Origin of the sequence: Methylotuvimicrobium buryatense 5G, from assembly GCF_000341735.1 — a bacterium.
In the GTDB taxonomy this organism is placed as follows: domain Bacteria; phylum Pseudomonadota; class Gammaproteobacteria; order Methylococcales; family Methylomonadaceae; genus Methylotuvimicrobium; species Methylotuvimicrobium buryatense.
The window spans coordinates 1,662,479-1,686,935 of record NZ_KB455575.1 but is presented as its reverse complement, the minus strand read 5'-3'; the positions used below and the strand labels follow the sequence as shown (position 1 = coordinate 1,686,935).

Annotated in this window: 23 protein-coding genes; 1 reads left to right on the top strand and 22 read right to left on the bottom strand. The window is 48.5% G+C overall.

All coding sequences use genetic code 11. The annotated features are described in order from the left end of the window. Positions 1-47: 47 nt before the first annotated feature. The 21 genes from METBU_RS0107580 to dksA form a co-directional block, all read right to left on the bottom strand. Positions 48-776, bottom strand: a complete 729-nt coding sequence (locus METBU_RS0107580) for an oxygen-binding di-iron domain-containing protein (protein ID WP_014149312.1) — start codon at positions 774-776, stop codon at positions 48-50. 25 nt (positions 777-801) lie between these two features. Beyond that, entirely contained in the window at positions 802-1,422 is a 621-nt protein-coding gene (locus METBU_RS0107575) for a hypothetical protein (RefSeq protein WP_017840039.1), read from the bottom strand. Between the two features lie 97 nt (positions 1,423-1,519). Next, entirely contained in the window at positions 1,520-2,479 is a 960-nt protein-coding gene (locus tag METBU_RS0107570) for an ATP-binding response regulator (RefSeq protein WP_017840038.1), read from the bottom strand. A 365-nt stretch (positions 2,480-2,844) separates the two neighbouring features. After that, positions 2,845-3,153 (bottom strand): STAS domain-containing protein, encoded by a 309-nt coding sequence (locus METBU_RS0107560; protein ID WP_017840036.1) that lies wholly within the window; start codon positions 3,151-3,153, stop codon positions 2,845-2,847. 50 nt (positions 3,154-3,203) lie between these two features. Next, positions 3,204-4,409 carry a methyl-accepting chemotaxis protein gene (locus METBU_RS0107555; RefSeq protein ID WP_017840035.1) on the bottom strand — a complete coding sequence of 402 codons (1,206 nt, stop codon included), beginning with the start codon at positions 4,407-4,409 and terminating at the stop codon, positions 3,204-3,206. A gap of 10 nt (positions 4,410-4,419) precedes the next feature. Then, on the bottom strand, positions 4,420-5,460 hold the full coding sequence (locus METBU_RS0107550; RefSeq protein ID WP_017840034.1) for a protein-glutamate methylesterase/protein-glutamine glutaminase: 1,041 nt from the start codon (positions 5,458-5,460) through the stop codon (positions 4,420-4,422). A gap of 10 nt (positions 5,461-5,470) precedes the next feature. After that, complete coding sequence (gene cheD / locus METBU_RS0107545) at positions 5,471-6,109, bottom strand: chemoreceptor glutamine deamidase CheD (RefSeq protein WP_017840033.1); 639 nt, start codon at positions 6,107-6,109, stop codon at positions 5,471-5,473. Next, positions 6,106-6,969 (bottom strand): CheR family methyltransferase, encoded by an 864-nt coding sequence (locus METBU_RS0107540; RefSeq protein WP_017840032.1) that lies wholly within the window; start codon positions 6,967-6,969, stop codon positions 6,106-6,108. Before METBU_RS0107540 ends, cheD begins: the two co-directional genes overlap by 4 nt. Positions 6,970-6,971: 2 nt before the next feature. Continuing rightward, on the bottom strand, positions 6,972-7,310 hold the full coding sequence (locus METBU_RS23590) for an STAS domain-containing protein (protein WP_017840031.1): 339 nt from the start codon (positions 7,308-7,310) through the stop codon (positions 6,972-6,974). A 41-nt stretch (positions 7,311-7,351) separates the two neighbouring features. Further along, the gene (locus METBU_RS0107530) at positions 7,352-7,849 is read right to left on the bottom strand and encodes a chemotaxis protein CheW (protein WP_014149303.1); all 498 of its coding nucleotides are present in this window, start codon (positions 7,847-7,849) and stop codon (positions 7,352-7,354) included. Between the two features lie 133 nt (positions 7,850-7,982). Next, entirely contained in the window at positions 7,983-10,346 is a 2,364-nt protein-coding gene (locus METBU_RS0107525; protein WP_017840030.1) for a methyl-accepting chemotaxis protein, read from the bottom strand. 42 nt (positions 10,347-10,388) lie between these two features. After that, complete coding sequence (locus METBU_RS0107520; RefSeq protein WP_051056271.1) at positions 10,389-10,898, bottom strand: chemotaxis protein CheW; 510 nt, start codon at positions 10,896-10,898, stop codon at positions 10,389-10,391. A gap of 16 nt (positions 10,899-10,914) precedes the next feature. After that, complete coding sequence (locus METBU_RS0107515; RefSeq protein ID WP_017840028.1) at positions 10,915-12,957, bottom strand: chemotaxis protein CheA; 2,043 nt, start codon at positions 12,955-12,957, stop codon at positions 10,915-10,917. Between the two features lie 164 nt (positions 12,958-13,121). Continuing rightward, complete coding sequence (locus METBU_RS0107510; protein ID WP_017840027.1) at positions 13,122-13,484, bottom strand: response regulator; 363 nt, start codon at positions 13,482-13,484, stop codon at positions 13,122-13,124. Positions 13,485-13,999: 515 nt separating this feature from the next. Further along, on the bottom strand, positions 14,000-15,013 hold the full coding sequence (locus METBU_RS0107500) for a GGDEF domain-containing protein (RefSeq protein ID WP_017840025.1): 1,014 nt from the start codon (positions 15,011-15,013) through the stop codon (positions 14,000-14,002). 18 nt (positions 15,014-15,031) lie between these two features. Beyond that, positions 15,032-16,666, bottom strand: coding sequence for a sulfate adenylyltransferase subunit CysN (cysN, locus tag METBU_RS0107495; RefSeq protein WP_017840024.1), 1,635 nt, complete (start codon positions 16,664-16,666; stop codon positions 15,032-15,034). A 51-nt stretch (positions 16,667-16,717) separates the two neighbouring features. Continuing rightward, entirely contained in the window at positions 16,718-17,059 is a 342-nt protein-coding gene (locus tag METBU_RS0107490; RefSeq protein ID WP_026130096.1) for a four helix bundle protein, read from the bottom strand. 56 nt (positions 17,060-17,115) lie between these two features. Continuing rightward, the gene (gene cysD / locus METBU_RS0107485; protein WP_014149295.1) at positions 17,116-18,024 is read right to left on the bottom strand and encodes a sulfate adenylyltransferase subunit CysD; all 909 of its coding nucleotides are present in this window, start codon (positions 18,022-18,024) and stop codon (positions 17,116-17,118) included. 351 nt (positions 18,025-18,375) lie between these two features. Next, positions 18,376-20,313: an acetate--CoA ligase gene (gene acs, locus METBU_RS0107480; RefSeq protein ID WP_017840022.1), complete on the bottom strand. Its 1,938-nt coding sequence runs from the start codon at positions 20,311-20,313 to the stop codon at positions 18,376-18,378. Between the two features lie 372 nt (positions 20,314-20,685). Next, positions 20,686-21,579: a tRNA glutamyl-Q(34) synthetase GluQRS gene (gene gluQRS, locus METBU_RS0107475; RefSeq protein ID WP_026130095.1), complete on the bottom strand. Its 894-nt coding sequence runs from the start codon at positions 21,577-21,579 to the stop codon at positions 20,686-20,688. 29 nt (positions 21,580-21,608) lie between these two features. Beyond that, entirely contained in the window at positions 21,609-22,043 is a 435-nt protein-coding gene (gene dksA, locus METBU_RS0107470; protein ID WP_017840020.1) for an RNA polymerase-binding protein DksA, read from the bottom strand. 61 nt (positions 22,044-22,104) lie between these two features. Between dksA and METBU_RS0107465 the strand changes: the two genes are divergently transcribed. After that, complete coding sequence (locus tag METBU_RS0107465) at positions 22,105-23,334, top strand: aminotransferase class I/II-fold pyridoxal phosphate-dependent enzyme (protein ID WP_017840019.1); 1,230 nt, start codon at positions 22,105-22,107, stop codon at positions 23,332-23,334. Positions 23,335-23,693: 359 nt separating this feature from the next. Here METBU_RS0107465 and METBU_RS0107460 read toward each other — a convergent pair whose 3' ends face one another. Beyond that, a complete protein-coding gene (locus tag METBU_RS0107460) occupies positions 23,694-24,158 on the bottom strand; it encodes a peroxiredoxin (RefSeq protein WP_017840018.1) in 465 nt (154 codons plus the stop codon). Positions 24,159-24,457 lie beyond the last annotated feature (299 nt).

The following is a 24,457-nucleotide window of genomic DNA, read 5'->3' as shown; positions in this document are numbered from 1 at the left end:
AGGTGCCATGGAAAGGTGCGCGATGCGCACCCTACTGGGTTTTTGGCTTAAACGGCTATGCCGACTTCCAGGCCTTCGAACCAATCCAAAAAGCGTTTAACGTTATCGCCTTTAAAAATGCGCCCGTGTTGCGGCGCCATCATGTCGATGTCGAGTTTGCGAACGCGCTCGATCCAGTCTCTCTTAGCCTGATTCGATGGCATCCAGCGTTGATGAAAGAAGCGCATGTGATCGATGTGGCTATCGAAATTATCGACATAAATCGGCGCGCCGGAGGCTTCGAGTGCCGCACCGACATCGCCGGACATCAGGATTTTCGCTTCCGCATCGTAAATATGAAAATTGGCCGATGAATGCAGGTAGTGTGCCGGGATTATTTTCAGCTCGGTAGAATCCAGCTTGATCTTGCCGCCGTTATCGGGAATGCCGACATAATCGATTGATTCGCAACCGAAGTGGCGGATGAAACCTTCCCAAAGCGATGAGGCATGTAGTTTGGCTTTCGGCAGGGCTTGGTCCCACAAACCCAGCGAGGAAATGATGTCGGGGTCTTGATGCGATGCGAATAGATCGGTGATTTCCTCGACCGGCGCATGATGCAAGACGGCTGCCAGCATCGGTGCGAACAGTTCGATACCGCCGGGGTCCATTAATAAACAACGATTCGCTGTTCGCACAATATATTGATTGGTATCGATAATGTTGGCAGGTTTATTGGTATCCCGGCCGAACATGATCCAACGGTGCGCTCCCTCGTATATTGGGGTCATCTTCATGGTTTTTTCGCCTTATTTTTTACGGTTATTCGTTAATATTAATGACATTCAAAGCACTGCGGCAACGTTGTACGTTATTGTGAATGATTTGCGCGGCGCGATCGACGCTTTCGGCAACCGCCTGTAAGCTAAGAAGGTATTCCCCCGCTTGCGACGCTTCTATTCGGGAATTGGCGGCAATGACGCGCGCGGCTCGGGCCGGATGCATGACTTCTTGTAATTGATCGAGCAATTGTCCGACATGCCGCCTGAATTGTTTTCGGCACTCCAGCATTCTTTGTTCGACAGCTTCGGTCGAAGTTTGCAGTGAGGATTGATACTGCGCGCCTTCCGCCATTTTTGTCGCGGCTTGGAATTTGTCGAATGCGGTCGAAGTCCGATATTCATTGACGGTCAAACGGTAAAGCAATAAGGCGTGTTCGTTGATGGCATTGACCAATGTTATCGTTTCCTTGGCCAATTCGTTGATGAAATCGGTGATTGGCTGAAATCCTCTGGCTTTTTCTCCGGCTCGGAAGGCGATGGCCTTGGCGTTTGCGGCGGCCAGCGAGATTTCTTTGGCAACTTCCATCACAGCGCTCAACTCCGCGGCAATGGATGCAACGGCAACGAATTGGGATTTGGTTTGGTGCGTTTTGTCGGTCATGGCGCTTGAACTGAGTGATGGTGTTGGAAATAAAAAAAATCGGTTTTGTTTTTCAACGGTCGCGCATTCTATGTTTTACCGGCAATATATTGAATAATCAAGAACACAAGTTATCCTGGTCTTTTTGTTTGTGATACCAATCATATACTGCTTTGACTCGATTGCCGCAAGGGTTATATTCGATGGTGCTGCACAATTGCGTGACTAATTGAATACCCCGGCCGAAAAAACTTTGGTTGTTATCGAGATCGGAAAAAATGTCGTCAATATTGAATCCTTCACCGCTATCTTGGACGTCAACGATGAATTGGCCGCCGTCCGACTTAGGAAGATAGTCGATCGCTATTTCTATCTTGCCGGACATGGCGCTGTTCAATCGTTCCTGGCGAAGCTCATAGAAATGTAAAAAGTCTTCGGGCGTTTGTTTTTGCAGGGAATCCATTCGGAGCAGCCCATGGTCCAGTGCATTGGTAAATAATTCGCTGACAATTGTGAAGATCATTTCTCGCGGACCGTGTAATCCATGCAGCTCTGTCAATTCGTCAATAATAGCCGGAATCGGATTCATCAGGCGTAATCCTTCAATATTAAACTGCATTGCGATAGCCCATTGGCAAGCGCGTAGTTCGGTAGGCGATTTCGTTGCTTGCTTGAGCCGATGGCGGAGCAGTCGGGCTATTTGATTTTCAATAAATTCGGGATCGAACAACAGGATGTCAGTTGCTTGGTTAGGATTTTTTAGACAACGACTCAGCATCGCTTTCGAGCCGGCCGGTTCGACGATGAAAATTGCTTGTGAGATGTTCGGTGCTAATGTCGAAATACTCGGCTCGTCGTCGATATTACCAGAGCGATAGTCTAGCAATGGTGCGGTGACGATGAGATCGAGGTCTTGTGCAGCAATGAGACTAAGGGCTTCTTTATGCTCGCATGCGATAGAGACAAGGTATCCTTGATTAACTAAATTTTTTTTTAGGGTTTCGGTAAAAGTTTGGTTCGGAGATGCAATTAGAATTCTCGCGGATACGGAAACCGGTACAGGATTATTGCGCGGCATTTAAGAATCGTCCAATTTATTGAGGCGTTGCAACGGCTACAAACCTAGACAAAGCATTTCACCATGAAGATCATGAAGAATAAGCAGTTAATCCGAAAACTTGTTATGTGTTTGTATAGAACTGTCGTTCGCACAAAAAGGTTAGCGGGAATATTTAGGTATATCTTTCGCACTTCAAATTTCGGCAGTTCCCGAGGAGGCGCCGGGGTGTCCGACAAAGGCTTTGCCAGCATGGAGCTGGCATAGAGCCTACATGGACGTATTCACGGCGTCCTTTGGCGGACACCCCTGTGCCGAATTTTGATCTACGATGGGTATAATCGCTTTGAAATACTTAATGAACTTCATTTTCAAATCAAGCGCTTTCACGGAACCAATGTAAACAATTTTTGAAAATTGGCAATTTCCAAAATTTTTTTGACTTCCGGTTTGGCATTCAGTAAGCGAATAGCTGATGGGGCGTTATTCATCTTATCTCTCAATATCAATAGCATGCCTAATGCGGAGCTATCCATGTATTCGGTATTCTTTAAATCCACATTGATGGTTTTGACGGTATCTCGATCCCATTCGGTTGCTTTTCTAAAGTCTTGATGAACGCTGAAATCGAAGCGTCCTGAAATGCGGACGGTCAATTCTTTTTTTTCCGGATGATGAATGATTTCTAATGCCATTTGCTTGCTTCCTATATGAGCATCGTTAAAACTTGAATGAGTGCTTTCGGTTAAAATAATTCGATATCGCCTTCATTCATTGAACCTTGCATAACGGCCTTATGGGTTTTTGTGCGCCATTGTTGCTTCATATCGTTGAGGCGCTTGATGCCGTGAGTCAGCTCATTGGCGACGTTTTCTTGATCGCTCGACGTCAATATTTCAAAACCGATGCGCATTTCATCGATCAAGGCTTGAAAATGCTGTGTATTGGCTTGCATGTATTCGATCAGTTGCCTTGTCATGTCTTCAAATTGAAGGGCTCTGACCGCATGGTTGACATTGTTTTCTATTTGTTGGGTTAGCTCTGAAACATCTTTGACTTTTCGATCGATCAAGGTATTGAGTTTGGCAATTTCAGTCATCATTTCATCGATATGAGCTTTCGAATGGATCGTTGTTGTCATGTCTTTCGATGCCATCGTCTCGATCATGCGCTTGGCTTGACCGATATTGGTTTTCGAATCGCTAACGACGGTTTTGATTTCCTCGCTGAATTTATCCGAGTTTTTAGATAGTTTACGCACTTCGTCGGCGACTACCGCGAAACCGCGTCCGGCTTCTCCGGCTCTTGCCGCCTCGATCGCGGCGTTCAGCGCTAATAGATTGGTTTGGTCGGCGATACCCTGAACATCGGCCAATAATTTGCTGATGATTTCCATGTGCGATTCGACATCGTTGACGACATTGACCATTTCGATGCTTTGTTTACTGACCGCGAGAATATGGTTGATAAAATCGGTTAGTACGATATCGGTTTCCTTGGCGAATTGCTTAAAGCTCAAGGTGCCCGATTCTTGTTTATCGTTTGATTCGCCCAGGTTATTGATCAGCGATAGCATAGTTTCATTTTGCCGAGAGGCAAGTGTGTGCATGCCATTGAAGCTGTCGGACATAGTCACGACCGCGTCCGATACGACCGATTTGACTTGTTGCAATTCTTCGTTAAAGGTATTGAGTTCTTGCGCGGCGCAGGCTTGTAGATCGTTGATATAACGTTCGAGTAATCGATCGGTCTCGATTTTGTCTAACTTGGGCGAATTCGATTCCGTGGGCTTCGCCGAGGATTTGCCCCCATATATCGTTAATAACCAACCGATTGATAGGATGGGCAGGAATATCCAATACAGAGTCGTTACGGCAAATAAAGCCGGCGAAATTCCCGCGACGATGGCCAATACGATAGGTAGGGCGGGTTTTTTCAGCAAATTATCCATTGATTATCTCCTATTGGATTAAAGCCACAATTTGTTCCGCGACTTGATCGATCGGCAGAACGATATCGGCGGCTCCGATTTTATAAGCTTCGCCGGGCATACCCCAAACGACGCTGCTGGCTTCGTCTTGTACGATGTTGAAAGCGCCTGCCTCGTGCATGGCCTTCATGCCGGCCGCGCCATCGACACCCATGCCGGTTAGCATGACGCCGATGGCCTGATCGCCGACTTGTTCCGCAACCGAATGAAACATCACGTCCACCGAAGGTTTGTGTCGGTTGACTGGCTTGGAGTCATCGAGTTGGCAGAAATAAGCCTTGTGCTCCCGAGTAATCTTTAAATGCCTATCGCCCGGTGCAATATAAATATGCCCGGGCTCAATTTTCAACCCCGTTTGTGCCAACATCACCGTCATTGCCGATACCTCGTCGACATGTCTGGCAAACGAGGCGCTAAACGCTGCAGGCAAATGCTGCGAAATGACAATGGGCGGGGTGTTTGCAGGAAGAATACCGGCTATCCGTTTGATTGCTTCGGTGCCGCCGGTGGATGCGCCGAGTGCAATGAGCGGTTTTTGTGGAGTGCCTTTACGGTTTCGGTTGATAACTCCGGGTTTAACCGGTATGGAAACGGGAGTATTATCCTGGATTCGCGCGCCGGCTGCCATGGTGACTTTGCCGATCATTTCTTCGGTGTATTCTTTCAGCGTGTGCGCCAGATCCAGTTTGGGTTTTGCGACGAAATCGACTGCGCCGAGTTTCAATGCTTCAAGCGTGACGTCGGCACCCTGTTCGGTCAATGTGGAAATCATTACGACCGGCATGGGCCGAAGACGCATCAAGTTGCGCAAAAAGGTTAAGCCATCCATGCGCGGCATTTCAATATCCAGCGTCAAGACATCGGGGTCGAGTTGCTTGATTTTTTCACGGGCTATGTAAGGGTCCGCGGCGGTTCCAACCACTTCGATATTGGGCGAGCTGTTGAATATTTCGGTCAACAGCGCTCTGATCAAAGCCGAGTCGTCGATTATCAATAATCGTATTTTTTTCATGCCTTGTTTCCTAAAACAACTCGATTTCGCCTTCGACTGCGGCATTTTTAATTTGGCTTCGGTAATTGTTTTCGCGTAACGCGATCGTATCGTTGTGTAGATTTTTGATTTTTTTCATGCGGACTTTCCCTGTTTTCGGATAAAAGTTGACTTTGCGCGGATAAATATCGCCTAGATCCTGAGCCAATAAGTTCAATGCTTCGGTATCGATATAATCGAGCACGAAACCGATGTTGCGCAATCCGACATCGCTCAAGCTCGGGATGATTTTTCCACCGCCGAAAACTTTGACTTCGAGGTTTTTACGTTTGCCGCCGGAGGCTAGTATCGTGTTGATCAGATGCTCCATCGCGTAGTTGCCATAACGTGTTGCGCTACCGAGCAGCGAATAACCTGCGTTTTTCGCTTGTTCGGTCGAGGTTTCCGGCAGCATGAAATGATTCATTCCGCCGATACCGAGGACGCTATCCCGAATACAAGCAGCGATGCAGGAACCGAGTACGGTTGTAATCATTTCGTTCTCGTTGGTTACATAATATTCGCCGGGAAGCAGTTTTGCCGCGATGATGTCGTTTTCACGGTCCCAATAACGATTGATTGATGCGAAACCGGGCAGGGCAGGCGGTTTGATCTCGTTAGACATCGTCATCCGACCTTGCGATAAATTGTGTTACCGATTAATTCGAATTGATCGGCAACTTGTTGCAACGATTCCGAATGACCGATGAACAGACAGGAGTCGATAGTTAATAAGTTCGAATATTTCGCGGCCAATGTTTTTTTGGTTTCCCGGTCGAAATAAATAAAAACGTTACGGCAAAAAATAAAGTCGAAAGGGATTTTAATCGGCCAATCCTGCATCAGATTTAGTTGCTTGAATGTAATCATTTGCCGCAGTTCCGGTTTGACTTTGACTTTGTTGATTTGCGAGCCGGTGCCTTTTTTGAACCAACGTTTCAGATGTTCCTCGGGTATACCGTTGATCCGGTTCAATTCATATACGCCGTTGGCCGCGATATCCAATACTTGGGTGTCGATGTCTGTTGCCAGAATCTTGGCGGTCCAGCCGGCAGGCAAATTTTCCAGCAGCGTCATTGCTATCGAATACGCTTCCTCGCCGGTCGAACAACCTGCCGACCAGGCTCTAATTTGCCGAGAAGTTTGATTTTTTTTGATCAATTCCGGGATGACGGTTTTTTTTAAATAGTCGAAATGATGGTTTTCTCTGAAAAATGCGGTCAGATTGGTCGTGATTGAGTTGATGAAGTTCGTGAATTCCTGCGTGGAACCGTCCTCCAGAAGTTGGCAATACTCCTTGAAACTGTTTAGTCTCAGCGCTCTGATGCGCTTGGTAAGGCGTGAATAAAACATGTCGAACTTGTCGTCCGGAACTAAAATGCCGGAATGCTTGTTCGACAAAGCTCTTAAGCGATCGAAGTCCGCACGAGTGTATTCGAACTCTCGAAATTGTTGTAGTGAGGACGGCTCTTGTCGCGGCGGCACGCTCATTTTTAGAATAAACCGGATGCGGGGTGGTCGATTTCGAGCAGTTCGGCCAAGCCGAGTAAGCGAGCGCTATCGATGAATTTATCCGATGGAAAGTCGAAAACGACGTGTTTTCCCGATTTGACAGCCTCCTGTTTTAACACGGTGAGTAATTGTAAGGTTGCAGTATCGACGGCCGTTACCGCCGATGCATCGACTTCCAGTGTGTCACGGGATTCGAAGGCCTTGAGTAGAGACTCGTGTAATTCGTTGATGTGACGGATATTTAACACGGCGTCCAGCATTATCGGACCTTCGGCCATTGTTAAATCCCCCGCATCGGTCGTGGTTGTGTCATGGTTCATGGCTGGATTTTCCATGTGGGGGGCGTTTTTAAACATGTCGCTCATAACAAATGACCGATTTGATCGAGTTCGTCCGGATTCAGGAGTTTATCGGCGTCGAGCAGCATGATCATGCCTTGCTTGGCGACATACATCCCGCGCATGTAACGAGTATCGATGTTAGTGCCTAGGTCGGGCGCTTTTTTGATGTCGTCATGACGAATATCCAATACGTCGGACACAGCATCGGCGACGACCCCCATGACCATTTGTCCTGAGGCCGTTGCGACATTGATAACGATGACGACGGTCGTCGGCGAATAGTCTACGGTGGCGATATCGAAGCGTTCGCGCAAGTCGAGAATCGGGACGATGGCGCCGCGAAGATTCAGCGCGCCTTTGATATAACCAGGCGTTTTAGGGATTTTGCGTATCGGCTCCCAGCCCCTGATTTCTTGGACTTTTAGTATTTCAACGCCATACATTTCGCCGGCCAGTTCAAAAGTCAAAAACTGTTCGGAGGCGGGGGTGTTTTTCGCGATGGTTTGGTTGTTCGTCATAACTTGTTGATCCTTTGTGAAAACCTTCCTGTTTTATGCATCACGCGCCGAGTGTGTCGGAATGATTAGGTAAAGCGCTATTCAATACGCGTCGCGAAACTCGAATCGATCCGTCATAGGGTCTGTTTAAGGTTTAAAATTCTTCCCATTCATCGTCGTCTTGTATCGGTGTATTGAATGTGGGCGCCGTTGGTTTTGCTTGTGTTGAATGTTGTTTCGACGGCGCTGATGCCGTTGTTTTTCCAACTGCCGGTTTCGGTTTATCCGTTATTGTTTCGAAAGTCTGTTTAGATCTGTCCATGTTTTGCCCCAGCTTGAAAAAACTCAATAAATTCGCCATCTGAGTGGCTTGATCGGTCATCGACATGCTGGCGGCAGATGCCTGTTCGGCTAGTGCGGCATTTTGTTGTGTGATCTCGTCCATTTCGGAAACCGCTTGATTGACTTGCAGGATGCCTTGAGATTGCTCCATGCTGGCGGCGGCGATTTCCGAAACGATATCGCCGACTTTTTTGACGCCTTGCACGATCTCTTGCAATGCGGAGCCGGTTTCATTGACAAAGTCGGTGCCGGTTCTTACTTTTTGTACGCTATTTTGAATCAACTCTTTACTTTCTTTTGCCGCGACGGCACTTCTTTGCGCTAGATTGCGCACTTCGGTGGCAACGACCGAAAAGCCGCGTCCTTGTTCGCCGGCCCTGGCAGCCTCGACCGAAGCGTTCAAGGCAAGCAGGTTGGTTTGAAAAGCGATTTCATCGATGACGCCGATGATTTCGGCGATTTTATTGCTGCTGTCGTTGATTTCAGCCATTGCCGAGACGGCTGAAGCGACTACGGTCCCGCCTTTTTCCGCGAGTTGCCGGGCATTACTGGAAACCAGATTGGCTTGTTGCGCATTGTCGGCATTGTTTTTGACGGTGCCGGTCAGTTGTTCCATGCTCGATGCGGTTTCTTCGAGACTGGCCGCCTGGGTTTCTACCCGTTGCGAGAGGTTGTTGTTGCCGCTCGCGATTTGTTGAGAGGTATTGCTAATGAAGTCGGCCGAGCTTCTGATTTGTTCGAATATTTCGCTGAGCTTATCAAGCGTTTCGTTGATATCGTTTTTACATTGAGCATAGACGCCTTCATAATCGTTCGTGATGCGTTGCGTCAAATCGCCGGTCGACATGCTTTGCATGACGCGTGCGACATCGCTGAAGGCGCGTTCGATGACGTCGGTTAATTCATTGATACCCTCGCTCAAGGTTTCGAAGAAGCCTTCCTTGCCGTCCAGATTCACACGTCCGCCGAGTTCGCCGGACTTGACCTGTTGCACGATTTCGGCGATTTCATGCTGAATGCTGACTTCGTCGCTGCGGTCGATCCATTCGACGACCGTGCCGAGCCGTGTTTCGCCGGCGAATACCGGTGTTGCAATGACCACCATTGTGCGGCCGCCAATCATCAATTCGGCTTTGTAGGTTTGCGTTAATTTTGCCAGCAAACCGCGTTGGTGGGCCGGGTTTTTATGAAAACTATCGATATTCGAACCGATCAATGTGTCGGCATTGAAGTCGGGCAAATCTCGTCGGAAGTGGTTTTCATTACGTTTGAATAGGCGTTTCGCGGCATGATTCATATAGATGATGTTGCAGTCCGCATCGGCCATCATGACATTGCCGGTCACTTGATCCAGCGCTTGCTTGAGTCTCTCGGTGACGGCTCCGGCTTCGAGTGTCGCGGACAAATCGGCATTCAGTTTGACTTGCATCGATTGGAGTGCTCGATTGAGGTCGCCGATTTGATCCAAGCGGTCGATGTCGACCTTATTACGGAAGAAACCGCTCGCGGCATTATGGCAAAATACGATCGACTGCTCGATTGAGCCGAGCATCAAGCGGAAGGTATGAATGCCTAATATCAAGCCCAACAATGACGATAGCGAATAGCCGGCAAGGGCGATAATGTTGCCGTCGATCATGGCTTGATAGCCGGCATGAAGTGACGGCAATAACAGCAGCAAAAAGGCGAGGCCGGCTTTTTTAGACAATGCGCCTTGTTTGACCGCAGTTAGTTTAGCCGCAATTCCGGTCGGTCTGATGCTGGCTCGATCCGCGGCGATTTTTTGATAAAGCTCTTCGGCATGATCGATTTGATCGCGAGAAGGAGCTTGGCGAACCGACAAATAGCCGGCAATCCGTTTATTTTCGAAATACGGCGTGACGTTGGCTTCGACCCAATAGTAATCGCCAGTTTTGGTGCGGTTTTTGATGTAACCGATCCACGGGCGCCCTGCTTTGATCGTTTCCCATAAATCTTTGAATGCAGCGGGGGGCATGTCGGGATGACGAACAATGTTATGGTTCGAGCCGACGAGTTCATCACGGGTGAAACCGCTGATTTCGACGAAGGCGTCGTTCGCATAGATGATGCAGCCTTTCAAGTCGGTTTTGGTGACCAGGATCGTGCCCTGCTTCATCATGATTTCACGATCGGTAACAGGCATATTCATTTTCATTGTAAGGTTTCCCCGTAAACTGTGGCATTCAATCGAAGGCGGTTAATTTTCATCGTTATCCACGCCTTCTAATTTAAGTAATTTGTTGACATCCAGCAGCATCACCATGCGTTCGTTGAACGATGCGAGGCCGTTGATGAATTCGGTGCTGACTTTGGCGCCGAAATCGGGCGCGCTTTGAATTCTGGTTTTTTCAATGTCGATTACGTTCGAAACCGAATCGACGACCACGCCCATCACCCGAGGTTTACTGCCGATGAAGGCTTGCAGGACGACGACGACGGTCAACGGCGTGTAGTGGGAGTGGCCAAGGTTGAAACGTTCGCGCAAATCGATGATCGGCACGATTGCGCCGCGCAGATTGACGACGCCTTTTTCATAAGCGGGGACATTCGGAATTCTGGATACCGGTTCCCAACTGCGGATTTCTTGTACCCGCAAAATATCGACGCCATATTCCTCGTCGCCGAGTGTAAAACTCAAATATTGCGCCATATCGGACGACTTTTTGCTGTCCGGCTGTTGTTGGGACTGATCGTCTGTGTTTGCCATTTTGTTGTTCATTCGGTCAATGGTTCGATAAACGGACGAGTCCTGGAATATCCAGGATCAAGGCAACCGAGCCGTCGCCAAGAATGGTTGCGCCCGATATGCCTTCGACATGTCGGTAATTGGCTTCGAGCGACTTAACGACGACTTGTTGTTGCGTTAAAAGGTCGTCGACGAACAGGCCGCAGCGGATGCCTTGGCCTTCGACGACCACCAGTAAGCCTTCGGTTAATTTGGTCGCTTTCGCATTCGGGACCGAAAAAATTTCATGCATGCGGATAATAGGCAAATATTCCTGGCGCAGCCGGAAGGTTTCGCCTTTTCCGGCCACGCGATTGATCATACGTTCGGTGACATTAATCGATTCGATAATGGAGCCGAGCGGTATGATATAGGTTTCATCGCCGACCGCAACTGATTGGCCGTCCAGGATCGCCAGCGTCAACGGCAAATAGATCGCCATGGTAGAGCCTGTGCCCAACTGCGAAACGATATCGATATTGCCGCCAAGCGATTGAATGTTCCGTTTGACGACATCCATGCCTACACCGCGCCCGGATACGTCGGTTAGTTGTTCGGCGGTCGAAAACCCGGGCATGAAAATGAGTTCGAAGGTCTGTTTGTCGCTCAATACGGCATCGTCCTGAATCAGTCCTTTTTCCAGCGCTTTGGCCCGCAACTTGTCTTTGTCCAATCCGCGTCCGTCGTCACTGACTTCGATGACGATATTACCTCCCCGGTGATAAGCTTCGAGTGTGACGGTGCCGGTTTCTTGTTTTCCTGCCGCAATGCGTTCATCCGGTGTTTCGATACCGTGGTCGAGGCTGTTTCGAACTAAATGTACCAGGGGGTCGCTAATGAGTTCGACGACTGTTTTATCGACTTCGGTATGTTCGCCGATGAGTTGTAGTTCAATTTTTTTGCCCAGTTTCGAGCTCAAATCATGAACCAGTCGAGGAAAGCGGCTGAATACGAAACTGATGGGCAGCATTCTGATATTCATGACGCTTTCTTGCAGTTCGCGCGTATGCCGTTCCAGTTGTGCGAGACCGTTTTTGAGTTGATCCAGTTTATTTAGGTCGAAATGCTCGCCGATTAAGCTCAGCATCGATTGGGTAATGACCAATTCGCCGACCATGTTAATCAGTGTATCGATTTTGGCGGTATCGACACGGATCGAGGCGGAGCTTTTGCCGGCGCTTGGGGTTTTATCGGCGTTTATTTTTTCGCTTTGACCAGACTCGCTGACAATGGGAGGATTGGTTGCCGAAGAAGGAGGCGTTGTTTCAATTGCAGCGGTTTGAGGGGGTTCGTCGAATACCGGCGAGGAAGCCTGTGTCGTTTGTTTGATGTCTTGCACGGCAAGGTCGCAATGTTCCTCGACCCAATCGAAAATATCGTCGACTTCCGAGCGCGGGATATCGCCATGCACGGTTATTTGCCAGGAAAGATGGCATTCCTCGGGGTCGAGTTCGTAAAGTCCGGGCACGCCCTGTAGGTCTACGGTAATATCGATTTGCCCCAGTTCGGCCAATTCACGAAACATTCTGACCGGGTCGTTGCCGGTTTTAAGCAAATCGGTATGGGGGCTAAAGGCGATACGCCATCCTGCGTTTTCGTTTTCAAATGCGATAGGTTGCGTTGGTTGTACAGAGGGCAATGCGGTATTGTCGCCACCGTTTAATTCGGTGTCGAGCGCTTTTTTATGCTCCGTGACTTTAGCTTCATCTAAGATTTTTTCGTCTTGAATTGCAGTTAGCATTTCGCGGAGGCAATCGACCGATCCTAGCAAAACATTGACGGCCGGCTGAGTGACTTTTCGGCGGCCGTCGCGCATTTCATCGAGCAGTGTTTCCATTGCATGCGTGAAGTCGGCTACTGCGGAAAACCCGAATGTTCCACTCCCGCCCTTGATCGAATGCGCGGCTCTGAAAATCGTATTGATGGTTTCGGCATCGACATCGCCCATGTCTAGGTTTAATAGGCCGGATTCCATGATATCAAGTCCTTCGAAGCTTTCTTCGAAGAAAATCTGGTGGAATTGCGCCATATCAATAGACATTAAGTGGTCCGTATCTGAAGGTTGTTGTTACAAATGATGTTGATTGAAACGGATGCGGCGGTAACAAAAGAAAACATCAATAGCTGATATCTATTTGTTACGAATTTCGTCTCGTTAACAACGGCCGACGGTGTATTGACGATTAATGGTCGAATCGAGGCCGCTTAACCAAGTACTTTTTGGATCGTTTTCAGTAATTGATCCGGGTTGAATGGTTTGACGATCCAGCCGGTCGCTCCCGCTTCCTTGCCTTGTTGTTTTTTGTCGGTGCCCGATTCTGTCGTTAACATAAGCATAGGCACGAATTTGTAATCGGGCAAGGCTCTTAAGTCTTTGATCAAGGCAATGCCGTCTTTATTCGGCATGTTGACATCGGTCACGACACAGTCGAATTTTTTGCTTTTTGCTTTATTTAACGCATCTACGCCATCTACGGCTTCGACAACGTCGTAGCCGGCCCCTTTTAATGTAAACGAGACCATTTGTCTCATCGATGCGGAATCGTCGACTGCAAGAATACTCGCCATGATGTTCTCCTAAAGTGTAGTAGTCGGATCTGATTGGGCTAAGGACAAATAGAGATCCCTAGTCTTTAATGAAGTAATAATATAACTCAAGCAATTGACTAATAATAACTAAAACGAGGTCGTTTATTTCATTATGATGTCTACACGGCCTTGTTTGGCGTGAGGTGGGTAAGGCGGCGCTCGGGTTTTTTACCTATTACTCATTCTTATTGGATAAATTTGTTGGCATTTTAGCGCTTTTTGTTTGGGAAGCGATTGCCATATCATCGTATTTCTTGGGTTATTATCAAAAAATGCGATTCCTGTCTCTTTTTTGCAATGAGATTAGCAATTCCCAGTTTGAGCAGTTTCGCCGATTTTAGGGTGTGGGGTATGCCTGTCGAGGAACGCCGTAAACCCATCCATGGGGGCTTGGCGGCAGCTCCCTGCTGCCGACATCCTCGCCAAGCATACCCCACACCCTTTTTGATCTCCAAATTGGGAATTGCTGCAATGAGATCGATAAGGCGTTGAGTTTAAAATAGCTCAATATCGTCGTTTGTGTCGGCATTTTTGATGAGCGTATCGGTGTTTTCGTAGATCACGGCTCTATTTCTTCCGTTTTCCTTAGCGTAATACAGTGCTTTGTCGGCGCGATCGAGTAGCGTTGTCGGCATACACATGCTGTCGATATGCGTAATGCCGATGCTGACTGTAATGCGTCCTACCGTCGGAAAGTTATGGTTGGCGACCGTTTCGCGAAATCGGTTAAACGTATGTTCGGCACCTGCCATATCGGTTAGGTTGAGAATGACGACGAATTCTTCGCCGCCGAAGCGAAATAAAAAATCGTTATAGCGAAAGCATTTTTCCATCAGTTGGCTGAAAATCAATAGCACTTCGTCGCCGTATAGATGGCCGAAATCATCGTTGACTCGCTTGAAATGATCGATGTCGAGCAAAGCAATCCAGGAGCTTTTTTGATGGCTTGTGTCGGTGACCGGGTGTTTCAAATAATGTTCGCAAACTTGCAAAAGACGAGTATCGAACGATTGACGGTTAGGTAATTTGGTCAGTACGTCGCGTTCTTTGCTGTCGTGCAATATAACTTGGTTTTTAAATATCGAAAGGAGTTGGCGGAATAAATCTATCGCTGGTTGGTCGAAAAGGCCGTCTAAGGCAATCGCGCGATCGGGGCCTTTCGTCTCTTTGAGCGAGAGATAGACTTGGCGAAAACACCCGTTGGCATCGGACATTTTCGGAATGACGCGTGATTCGGTGTCCAGGATGTTGATTAAGTCGTTATGATCGTTGCTTTCGTCACGAGTAAAATCCAATGGGAAGCGTCTCACCAATTGTTCGCAGGGTGCGACGGCTTCGCCTGTTTTCTTTCGGCTCCGGTTGTAAATCTCATAAGCCGCGGCTTTTTTTACCCCAGGTATTTCAAGCAGAATGTCCAGAAATTGGTGTGTTAGCGTCTGATAATCGGGCTGCTCGGTTAGCAAAGCAGCCCAGGCAAAGACTTGTTCTACGGATAGATTGATAGTCATCAAGCGTTTATTGACGCGTTAAAATATAATTTTTTCGGACTTTAATGATGCATAGATATCATCGATCGAGTCGGTTTCGCTATCGAATTCAATGTCGGCAGCTTCGTAATTCAACCCGACGCATAGAGCGATCAAGCCGGCATTTTTAATGAGTTCAGCGAATTCGTCCGGTTCGCTGAATAGCGTTTCGACGACCGTTGCGGCATGGCCGTTGTCGAATAGTCTTCTTTCCAACAAATAAGCCGTTTCATGCGCTTTATGGCCTTTCAATAAAATGACCGTGGCTTTTTGGCCGAATCGTGCCGTGCGGTCTTCCGGTGTAACCGGTTGCAGATTGAACTCATCGGCATTATCGGTGATCATGCCTGCGCCGACTGTGACATTGCTTAGTCGGTCGATAACGATGAACGAGCCGGTGCCTTTGCTGCGTTTGTATGGGTCGAAGACGACCGGTGCGTTCAGGTTGACCGTGCATAGGCCGATTTCATTGAGATTGAGCTCGCTTGCATCGTGATGTTCCAGCGTGTTGACATCGACTCGGTGATGAATCATCGATATTGATCCCGAAGCGGTTCGCGTCGCGAGCTTGATAATGTATTGTCGGCCCGGTGTCAGAGATTTTTCGGTCATCCAGACGATCATCGCTTTAAATTTGTCGGCGATGGTTGGTGAATCCGTTTGTTTGCCGATGATCATGTCGCCACGGCTGATGTCGATTTCATCCTCGAGCGTCAAGGTAACGGCCATCGGCGGGAAGACTTGTTCCAGTTCGCCGTCGTAAGTCACGATGGATTTGATTTTGCTGGATTTTCCGGAAGGCAGAGCAGTAATACGATCGCCTTTGTGGAAAACTCCGGATGCAACGGTACCGCAGAAACCGCGGAAATCTAAATTGGGTCGATTGACGTATTGCACCGGAAAACGCGCGTCGCTGTAGTTACGATCGTAGGCGATTTCGATCGTGTTCAATGTTTCCATCATTGGCTTGCCGGTATACCACGGCATGCTTTCGCTGGGGTTGACGACATTGTCGCCGTTCAGCGCCGAAATTGGGATGAAGCGAATATCGTGTAGATCCAGGGCTTTGACGAAATTCAGGTAATCTTCTTTGATTTGATTGAATTTTTCTTCGCTGAATTCGATCAGGTCCATTTTGTTGATAGCGACGATAATCCGTTTAATGCCGAGCAACGAGACGATGAAACTGTGACGTTTGGTTTGCGTTTGCACGCCATATCGGGCATCGATCAAGATAATCGCCAAATCGCAGGTCGATGCGCCGGTAGCCATGTTTCGGGTGTATTGCTCGTGGCCCGGCGTGTCGGCGATGATGAATTTACGTGTCGAGGTTGAAAAATAGCGGTACGCGACATCAATCGTGATGCCTTGTTCGCGTTCGGCTTGCAAGCCGTCGACCAACAAAGCTAAATCGATCTGTCCGGCGCCGGTGGTGCCGGATTTGACGCTGTCCGCTTTTACTGCGGCCAGTTGATCTTCGTAGATCATTTTTGAGTCGTGCAACAAGCGGCCGATCAGCGTGCTTTTGCCGTCATCGACATTGCCGCAGGTTAAAAAACGCAATAACTCCTTGCGTTCATGTTGAGCCAAATAGGCGTTGATATCGGTGCTGATGAGTTCTGATTGGTGGGACATGGGTTAGGTTCAAGGTTCAAGGTTCAAGGAATAAGGTTCGGGATGCGTGAGTTAAGCTGAGCGGGCTTTGATTAGGCCGGATATCATCATCGATATTTCTTGGGCTTCTTCTAACCAACTTGATCCGGTTTGTTTGTGGATACAGCCGATTTCCATACCAATATAAATTTGGGTGCGCAATTCGCCTGCTGAGCCTTTTGCATAATAAAAGAACTTTATAGCATCTTTGTTGGTGTTTCGTTCATAACCTTCGGCTATGTTGCTGGGTATGGATAACGCGCTACGGGTTATTTGGTCTTTAAAACCGAGGTCTGTGCATTCTTTGAGGTGCAGATAAACATTAACACACAACCTACACGCGCGTTTCCATACAACTAAATCTTCAAAGCTCATGGGCAAGGTTCAAGGAGCAAGGTTTAAGTTCCAGTTTGCTCCTTTCTCCTTGCCCCTTAGAAATACCCTTCGCGCTTTTTTTGTTCCATCGAGCCGGCTTGGTCGAAGTCTATCAGCCGTCCTTGACGTTCGGAACTGGTCGTCAACAACATTTCTTGAATGATTTCGGGTAGCGTCGTCGCGGTCGATTCGACTGCGCCGGTCAAGGGATAGCAGCCTAAGGTTCTAAATCGGACCCTTTTCATTTCGACTTTATCTTCAGGCCCTATCGGCATACGGTTGTCATCGACCATGATCAGCATGCCGTCTTTGTTGACGACAGGGCGTTCCTTGGCGAAATAGAGCGGTACGATCGGGATGTTTTCAAGATGAATGTATTGCCAGATATCGAGTTCGGTCCAGTTCGACAACGGAAAGACGCGGATGCTTTCGCCTTTGTCGATTCTGCCGTTATAAATGTTCCAAAGCTCGGGTCTTTGATTTTTGGGATCCCAACTATGGTTCTTGTCGCGGAACGAATAGACGCGTTCCTTGGCACGGGATTTTTCTTCGTCGCGACGAGCGCCGCCGAATGCCGCGTCAAACTTATATTTATTGAGTGCTTGTTTGAGCGAATCGGTTTTCATCACTTCGGTGTGCTTCTTGCTGCCGTGTGTGAAAGGTCCGATGCCTTGTTCGACGCCATCCTGATTGATGTGAACCAGTAATTCCAGGCCTAAATCTTTCGCTAATTTGTCGCGAAACTCGATCATTTCCCGGAATTTCCAGGTAGTGTCGATATGCATCAATGGAAACGGAGGTTTGCCGGGATAAAAGGCTTTCAAAGCCAATTGCAGCATGACGGCCGAATCCTTGCCGATCGAATACAGCATGACGGGTCGTTCGAATTCGGCCGCCACTTCACGGATAATGTGAATACTTTCGGCTTCGAGCTGCTTGAGGTGGGTGAGTTTATAGTCAGTCATCAATGATCCGTTATTTATATTTCACGGTTTAACCGTGAAGAGCCAATGCGAAAATAATTTACATTTTAAGTTGAAAGCGGGCAATTTGCCATAGCGGCTGTGAATTAAGAAAAACGCCGATGGGTTGTTTCTACTCCTTATACTAAAATTGGCACACCTTTCTTAGTAGGGCGGGGCTTGCAGCCCCGCCCGAAACGTTTCAACCTTGGTCGATGCAAATCGAAACGCTTAGACCAAACCGAAACGTTGGGGACGGGTTAAATAACCCGTCCCGCAGGAGCAGTGACTCTTTATGCTAAAAAATTAGCTCACCTTTTATTCATTTACAGTTTTTCGATCGAAAAGTCGTCGTTATTTATTTGCTCTATGATCGATGATTTCATCTATAACCGATGGGTCTGCCAGCGTCGAGGTATCGCCTAAATTATCGATTTCGTTCGAAGCGACTTTTCTTAAAATACGCCGCATGATTTTTCCCGAACGCGTTTTCGGAAGGCCCGGTGCCCATTGAATGATATCGGGGTGGGCGATAGCGCCGATTTCTTTTCTGACTAGATCGATTAATTCCTGCTTGAGAGTTTCGCTCGGTTCGACGCCGGCGTTTAGCGTAACATAAGCATAAATGCCCTGTCCTTTGATAGGATGCGGGTATCCAACCACGGCGGCTTCAGCGACGTCTTCATGCAAGACTAGCGCGCTTTCGACTTCTGCGGTCCCCATGCGATGGCCCGAAACATTGATTACGTCATCGACGCGGCCGGTGATCCAGTAATAACCGTCCCGGTCACGGCGCGCGCCGTCGCCGGCAAAATAATAGCCCGGAAAATTTTTGAAATAGGTGTCGATAAAGCGGTTGTGATCGCCGTAAATACTTCTGGCCTGACCCGGCCACGGGCGGCTCAATACCAGAATCCCCTCCGCTTCGCCTTCGAGTACATTACCGGCATTGTCGAGAATTTCCGGTTTAACGCCGAAGAACGGCAGTGTTGCCGCGCCAGGTTTCAATGCAATGGCGCCGGGCAGCGGCGTGATCAAAATGCCGCCGGTTTCGGTTTGCCACCAAGTATCCATGATAGGACAGCGTTCGTTGCCTACGATGTGATAATACCATTCCCACGCTTCGGGGTTGATCGGTTCGCCGACCGTGCCGAGGATTCTTAAACTGCTGCGGTCGGTGCGATTGACAAAGTCGTTGCCTTGCGCCATCAAGGCGCGAATCGCAGTCGGTGCAGTATAGAAAATATTGACTTGGTGTTTATCGACGATGCGCCAAAAACGGTCGGGCTCGGGGTAGGTCGGAATACCTTCGAACATCAAAGTCGTCGCGCCGTTGCAGAGCGGTCCGTAAATGATGTAGGAATGGCCCGTGACCCAGCCGATATCGGCGGTGCACCAATATATATCGCCGTCGTGATAATCGAATACGTATTTATGCGTCATCGCGGCGAATAATAAATAACCGCCCGTAGTGTGCACTAGGCCCTTCGGTTTGCCGGTAGAGCCCGATGTGTAAAGAATGAATAACGGATCTTCGGCGGATAGTGTTTCGGGCGGACAGTCGTCCGATGCGGTTTTCATCGCTTCGTGATACCAAATATCGCGTTTCGGTGTCCATGGAATATCATTACCGGTGTTTCGAATAACGATGACGTTTTTGACATTCGGGCAGTGCGAAACCGCCTGGTCGACACTGGTTTTGAGCGGTATCTTTTTGCCGCCGCGAAGTCCTTCATCGGCGCAGATAACAGTGTGACAGTCGGCGTCTTGGATGCGGTCGCGTAAAGATTCGGCCGAAAAACCGCCGAACACGATCGAGTGGACTGCGCCTATTCGGGCACATGCCAGGGTGACGACGGCCGCTTCGACGATCATCGGCAGGTAAATACAGACCCGGTCGCCTTTCTTGACGCTCTGGCTTTTAAGAACATTGGCGAATTTGCAAACTTCTCGGTGCAATTCACGATAACTGATTTTTTTGTCTTGAGCGGGATCGTCGCTTTCCCAGATAATTGCGGTTTGATCGCCTCGTGTGGCTAAATGCCGGTCCAAGCAATTATAGCTGACATTGAGTTCGCCGCCTTCGAACCAGCGGATGTAGCCTTTCGAATAGTCGTAATCCATGACTTTATCCCAAGGCTTGAACCAGTCGAGAAATTGTTCGGCTTGTTCGGCCCAAAAGGATTCCGGTTCATCGATCGATTGTCGATAAAGTGTTTCATAGCGTTCCGGTGTAATGTGAGCTCGGGCTGACAGTTCGGGATCGACAGGATAGGTTTTCACTTCAGTCATGATGAGTCCTTATGTTTTTTTTATTTACCGATTTACCGCCCAGTATCAGGTAACGCTTCCAGAAGACGCCGTGAATACGTCCGTGTAGGCTTGAGCGCGGCATCTATGCCCCACACACTTCTTTCAGCGTCACCTGATATACTTCGCGCGGTCATGTTTTCGGCTTTTATGGCAATGCTATTTTGTTCGGTAGCAAGGCGCGAAAACAGGCGCATAGCAAGCTATGTAACTGTTTTCGCAAAGCTTCCGCTCCTGCTCACGCCCCTTACCTACATCCATGTAGGTAACGCCGCTATCGGACAAAAGAGCGCGTCAGAAAGCCGCAAATGTGGCCGCACGAAGTATACATAAAGATAAAACAGGGTAGTCGTTTTAAATACAAGAGGCATCAAGGTCGGCAGCGGGGCAAATAGCGGTCATCGTTGATAAATGCCCGGGTTGCCAATGGTTGATGGCCCAGTCCAATATTTCGGATAAAGACGCATCGGCCAGTTCTTGCGGCGGTGCTTGCTTTAGTAATTCCAGTAAGCTAAATATAACACGCGGCGGATGGTCGGTAGCAACAGGCCGGGCGAACGATTGCTTGCTGAGTTTGATGCCGTGCGAGTCGGTAATCAACGGAACATGCATATAGCTCGGTTGCTTAAAGTCCAGTTTTTGTTGCAGATGGATCTGTTTGATCGTCGAATCCAATAGGTCGACGCCGCGAACGATATCGGTAACGCCTTGTAGATGATCGTCGATGACGACCGTGAATTGATAGGAAAAGATCGCATCTTTTCTTCTTAAGATAAAGTCGCCGTGTTGGGTGGCAAGATTTTCGGACTGCGTGCCCTGCAAGCGATCGTTGAATGTCGAATCGATAGCATCAACCCGAATGCGCACGGCATGAGGCGATTTTTCCGGAAAAGTGCGGTTTCGGCACAATCCGGGATAAATTGCGGAATGTTTTATCTCTGTGAGCGTTTTACGGCTGCAGAGGCATGGATAAAGTAATTCTTGGTCTTTTAATAGATCGAGGTAGTAGCGGTAGTGTTCAAGATGACGGCTTTGGTAATAAACATCGCCGTCCCAGGTTAGGCCGAACGTTTCCAGTGTCTTGAGAATCGAGTCGGCGGCGCCTGCGACATTACGGGGCGTATCGATGTCGTCTATTCTAACCAGCCATTGGCCTCGTTGTTTTCGAGCGTCGAGAAAACTTGCCAAGGCTGCATAAAGAGAGCCAAGATGAAGAGGGCCGGAAGGCGAGGGCGCGAACCGGCCGATATAGCGGGTGTGAAGGCTGGAAGCCGGGCTTATCCCATTTGCTTTTCCCGAATTTCGTCGAGTGTTTTACAATCGATGCACATCGTTGCGGTGGGGCGGGCCTCCAATCGGCGAATACCGATTTCAATGCCGCAAGACTCGCAATAACCGTAATCGCCCGATTCAATATCCTTTAACGCCTGATCGATTTTTCTAATCAACTTGCGTTCGCGGTCGCGTGTTCTCAATTCCAAGCTAAACTCGGACTCTTGCGTCGCTCTATCGTTAGGGTCGGGAAAATTCGCGGCATCGTCTTGCATATGATGCACGGTTCGGTCGACTTCCTCCATTAGGTTGGCTTTCCATTTATTAAGAATGCTTTCGAAATGACGAAGCTGAGCTTCGTTCATATACTCTTCGCCCTCTTTTTCTTGATAAGGTTTAAAACTGAAGGGTGAGGAATCAGTTTTATTGCTATCGCTCATCCGTTAACTCCCGGGAAGATTCAATTAAAAAACTGCGCATTTTTATCAGAACGGGAAGCGCATGGCAAGAATTATTGCTATTATTTGCCGGTTTGTAATAAACCAAGAAAAGATGAATCAACGACCGGCGGATCGAACCGAAACAATTAGCGCTTTTTATGTCATGGCGATTTTAGAGCGAGCCAAGGAATTAGAGCAGCAAGGTAGGGATGTCATTCATATGGAGATTGGCGAGCCTGATTTTTTGACGCCGCGAACCATCACCGATGCATCGATTGCTTATCTTGAGGCGGGGAATGTCAAATACACGCCTGCGGCCGGACTTTCAAAGCTTCGGACAAGCATTGCAAAATTTTATTGCGATCGCTACGGCGTGGCTGTCGATGAAGGGCGAATTTTTATAACTCCGGGGGCGTCGGGCGCCTTTTTGCTGGCATTGGGCGCGAGTCTCAATGCCGGCGAAAAAGTGCTGATGGCCGATCCTTGTTATCCGTGCAATAGCAATTTCGTTAAGTTTTTGGGAGGTCGAGCGCAAACGATTCCGGTCGATGCGGGCAGCGATTTTCAATTAAATTCGGCGTTGATCGAAAAATATTGGTCGAGCGACTGCAAAGGCGCGGTTATTGCCTCGCCGTCGAATCCGACCGGTACCGTGATTGCTCCGGATGTTTTGCGGCAAGCCATCGAGACGGTTCGTGAGCGTAATGGTGTGTTTTATTCCGATGAAATTTATCACGGTCTGGTTTACGACGGAAACGATGCCGTCAGCGCATTGCAGTACAGTGCGGATGTTTTTGTGATTAACAGCTTTTCTAAATATTTCGGCATGACCGGTTGGCGGGTCGGTTGGTTGATTGTGCCCGAAGCTTATGCGGAGGTTGTCGAAAAGCTTGCGCAAAATATTTTTATCGCGACGGCTAGTCATTCTCAATATGCCGCATTGGCGGCATTTGATACCGCGACTATAGAAGAATTGGAAAAACGCCGATTAGAGTTTCAAAAAAGGAGAGATTTTCTCTACGGACAGTTGCACGATTTGGGATTTAAACTCCCGGCCAAGCCGGACGGCGCATTTTATATATATGCCGATTGTTCGCGTTTTACCGACGACAGTTACCGTTTCGCGTTGGATTTACTCGAAGCCGAAGGCGTCGCGGTGACGCCAGGCAAGGATTTTGGTGTTAACCAAGCCGAGCGTTTCATACGCTTTGCTTATACTACGTCGATTGAAAGAATGGGCGAAGCGATGGCGCGTTTGGCGCGTTTTATTGGGGTGAGGGGAAAGGATTAAGGTTCAAGGTTCAAGGTTCAAGGTTCAAGGTTCAAGGTTCAAGGTTCAAGGTTCAAGGTTCAAGAGGAAAGAGGAAAGAGGAAAGAGGAAAGAGGGGCGCCAACTCAAGGAAAAAACGCGTCATTCCGCCATGGATTCACTCCGGACTATCCTGCCCGGAGCCCTTCGGGTAAATGCAAATCCGCTCCATACGGATTTGTGGCGGAAACCAGGGTCAGGGATGGCAATGCATGGCATCGTATCCATGTCTTGGATATGAATAATCCTAAACGTTTAGACCATGGCCGAAATATTTAGGGCAAATCGAAACATTGGAGACGGGTTAAATAACCCGTCTCGCAGAAGCGCTTTTTCTTGGGTTAAAGCTCTTTAACTTTCTCCAGCACCGCTTGTGCATGGCCTTCGGGGTTGACTCCGTATTCAACATCGGCCAAATTGCCTTGTTTATCGATAATAAACGTCGATCTGAATATCGCCATGCTCTTGACGCCGTTTTTTTCTCTCTCGCGCCAGACGCCGTAACTTTCGCAGAGTTCTCCGCTGGTGTCGGCCAGTAAATCGACCTTGAGACCGAATTTGTCGATAAATGCTCGATGGCTTTCGCAGTTATCCTTGCTGACGCCGATGACGACAGTATCGTATTCGGCGAATTCCGATGCCTTTTGAGTAAATTCATTGGCTTCTATCGTGCAGCCGGGCGTGTCGTCCTTTGGATAAAAATAAAGGACCACGTTCTTTTTGCCGAGATAATCGGACAGGCTGACAGGCTGATCGTACTGATTAACCGATTGGAAATCCGGTGCTTTTTGCTGTGCTTCTAACATGAGTTACCCCTGAATTTAAGTTTGGTGGAAGATATACCTTTCGCACTTCAAATTTCGGCAGTGCCCGAGGAGGCGCCGGGGTGCTCGGTCGATTTTTGCTCCTCGGCAATTGCTCCTGCATTGCCCTAATACACGCCATCCGTGGCGTAATGCAAAATCGACATTCACGCCATCCATGGCGCTCGCAAAGGCTTTGCCAGCATGGAGCTGGCATAGAGCCTACATGGACGTATTCACGGCTTCCTTTGACGGACACCCCGGTGCCGAATTTCGATCTACGATGAGTATACTTCGCGTAC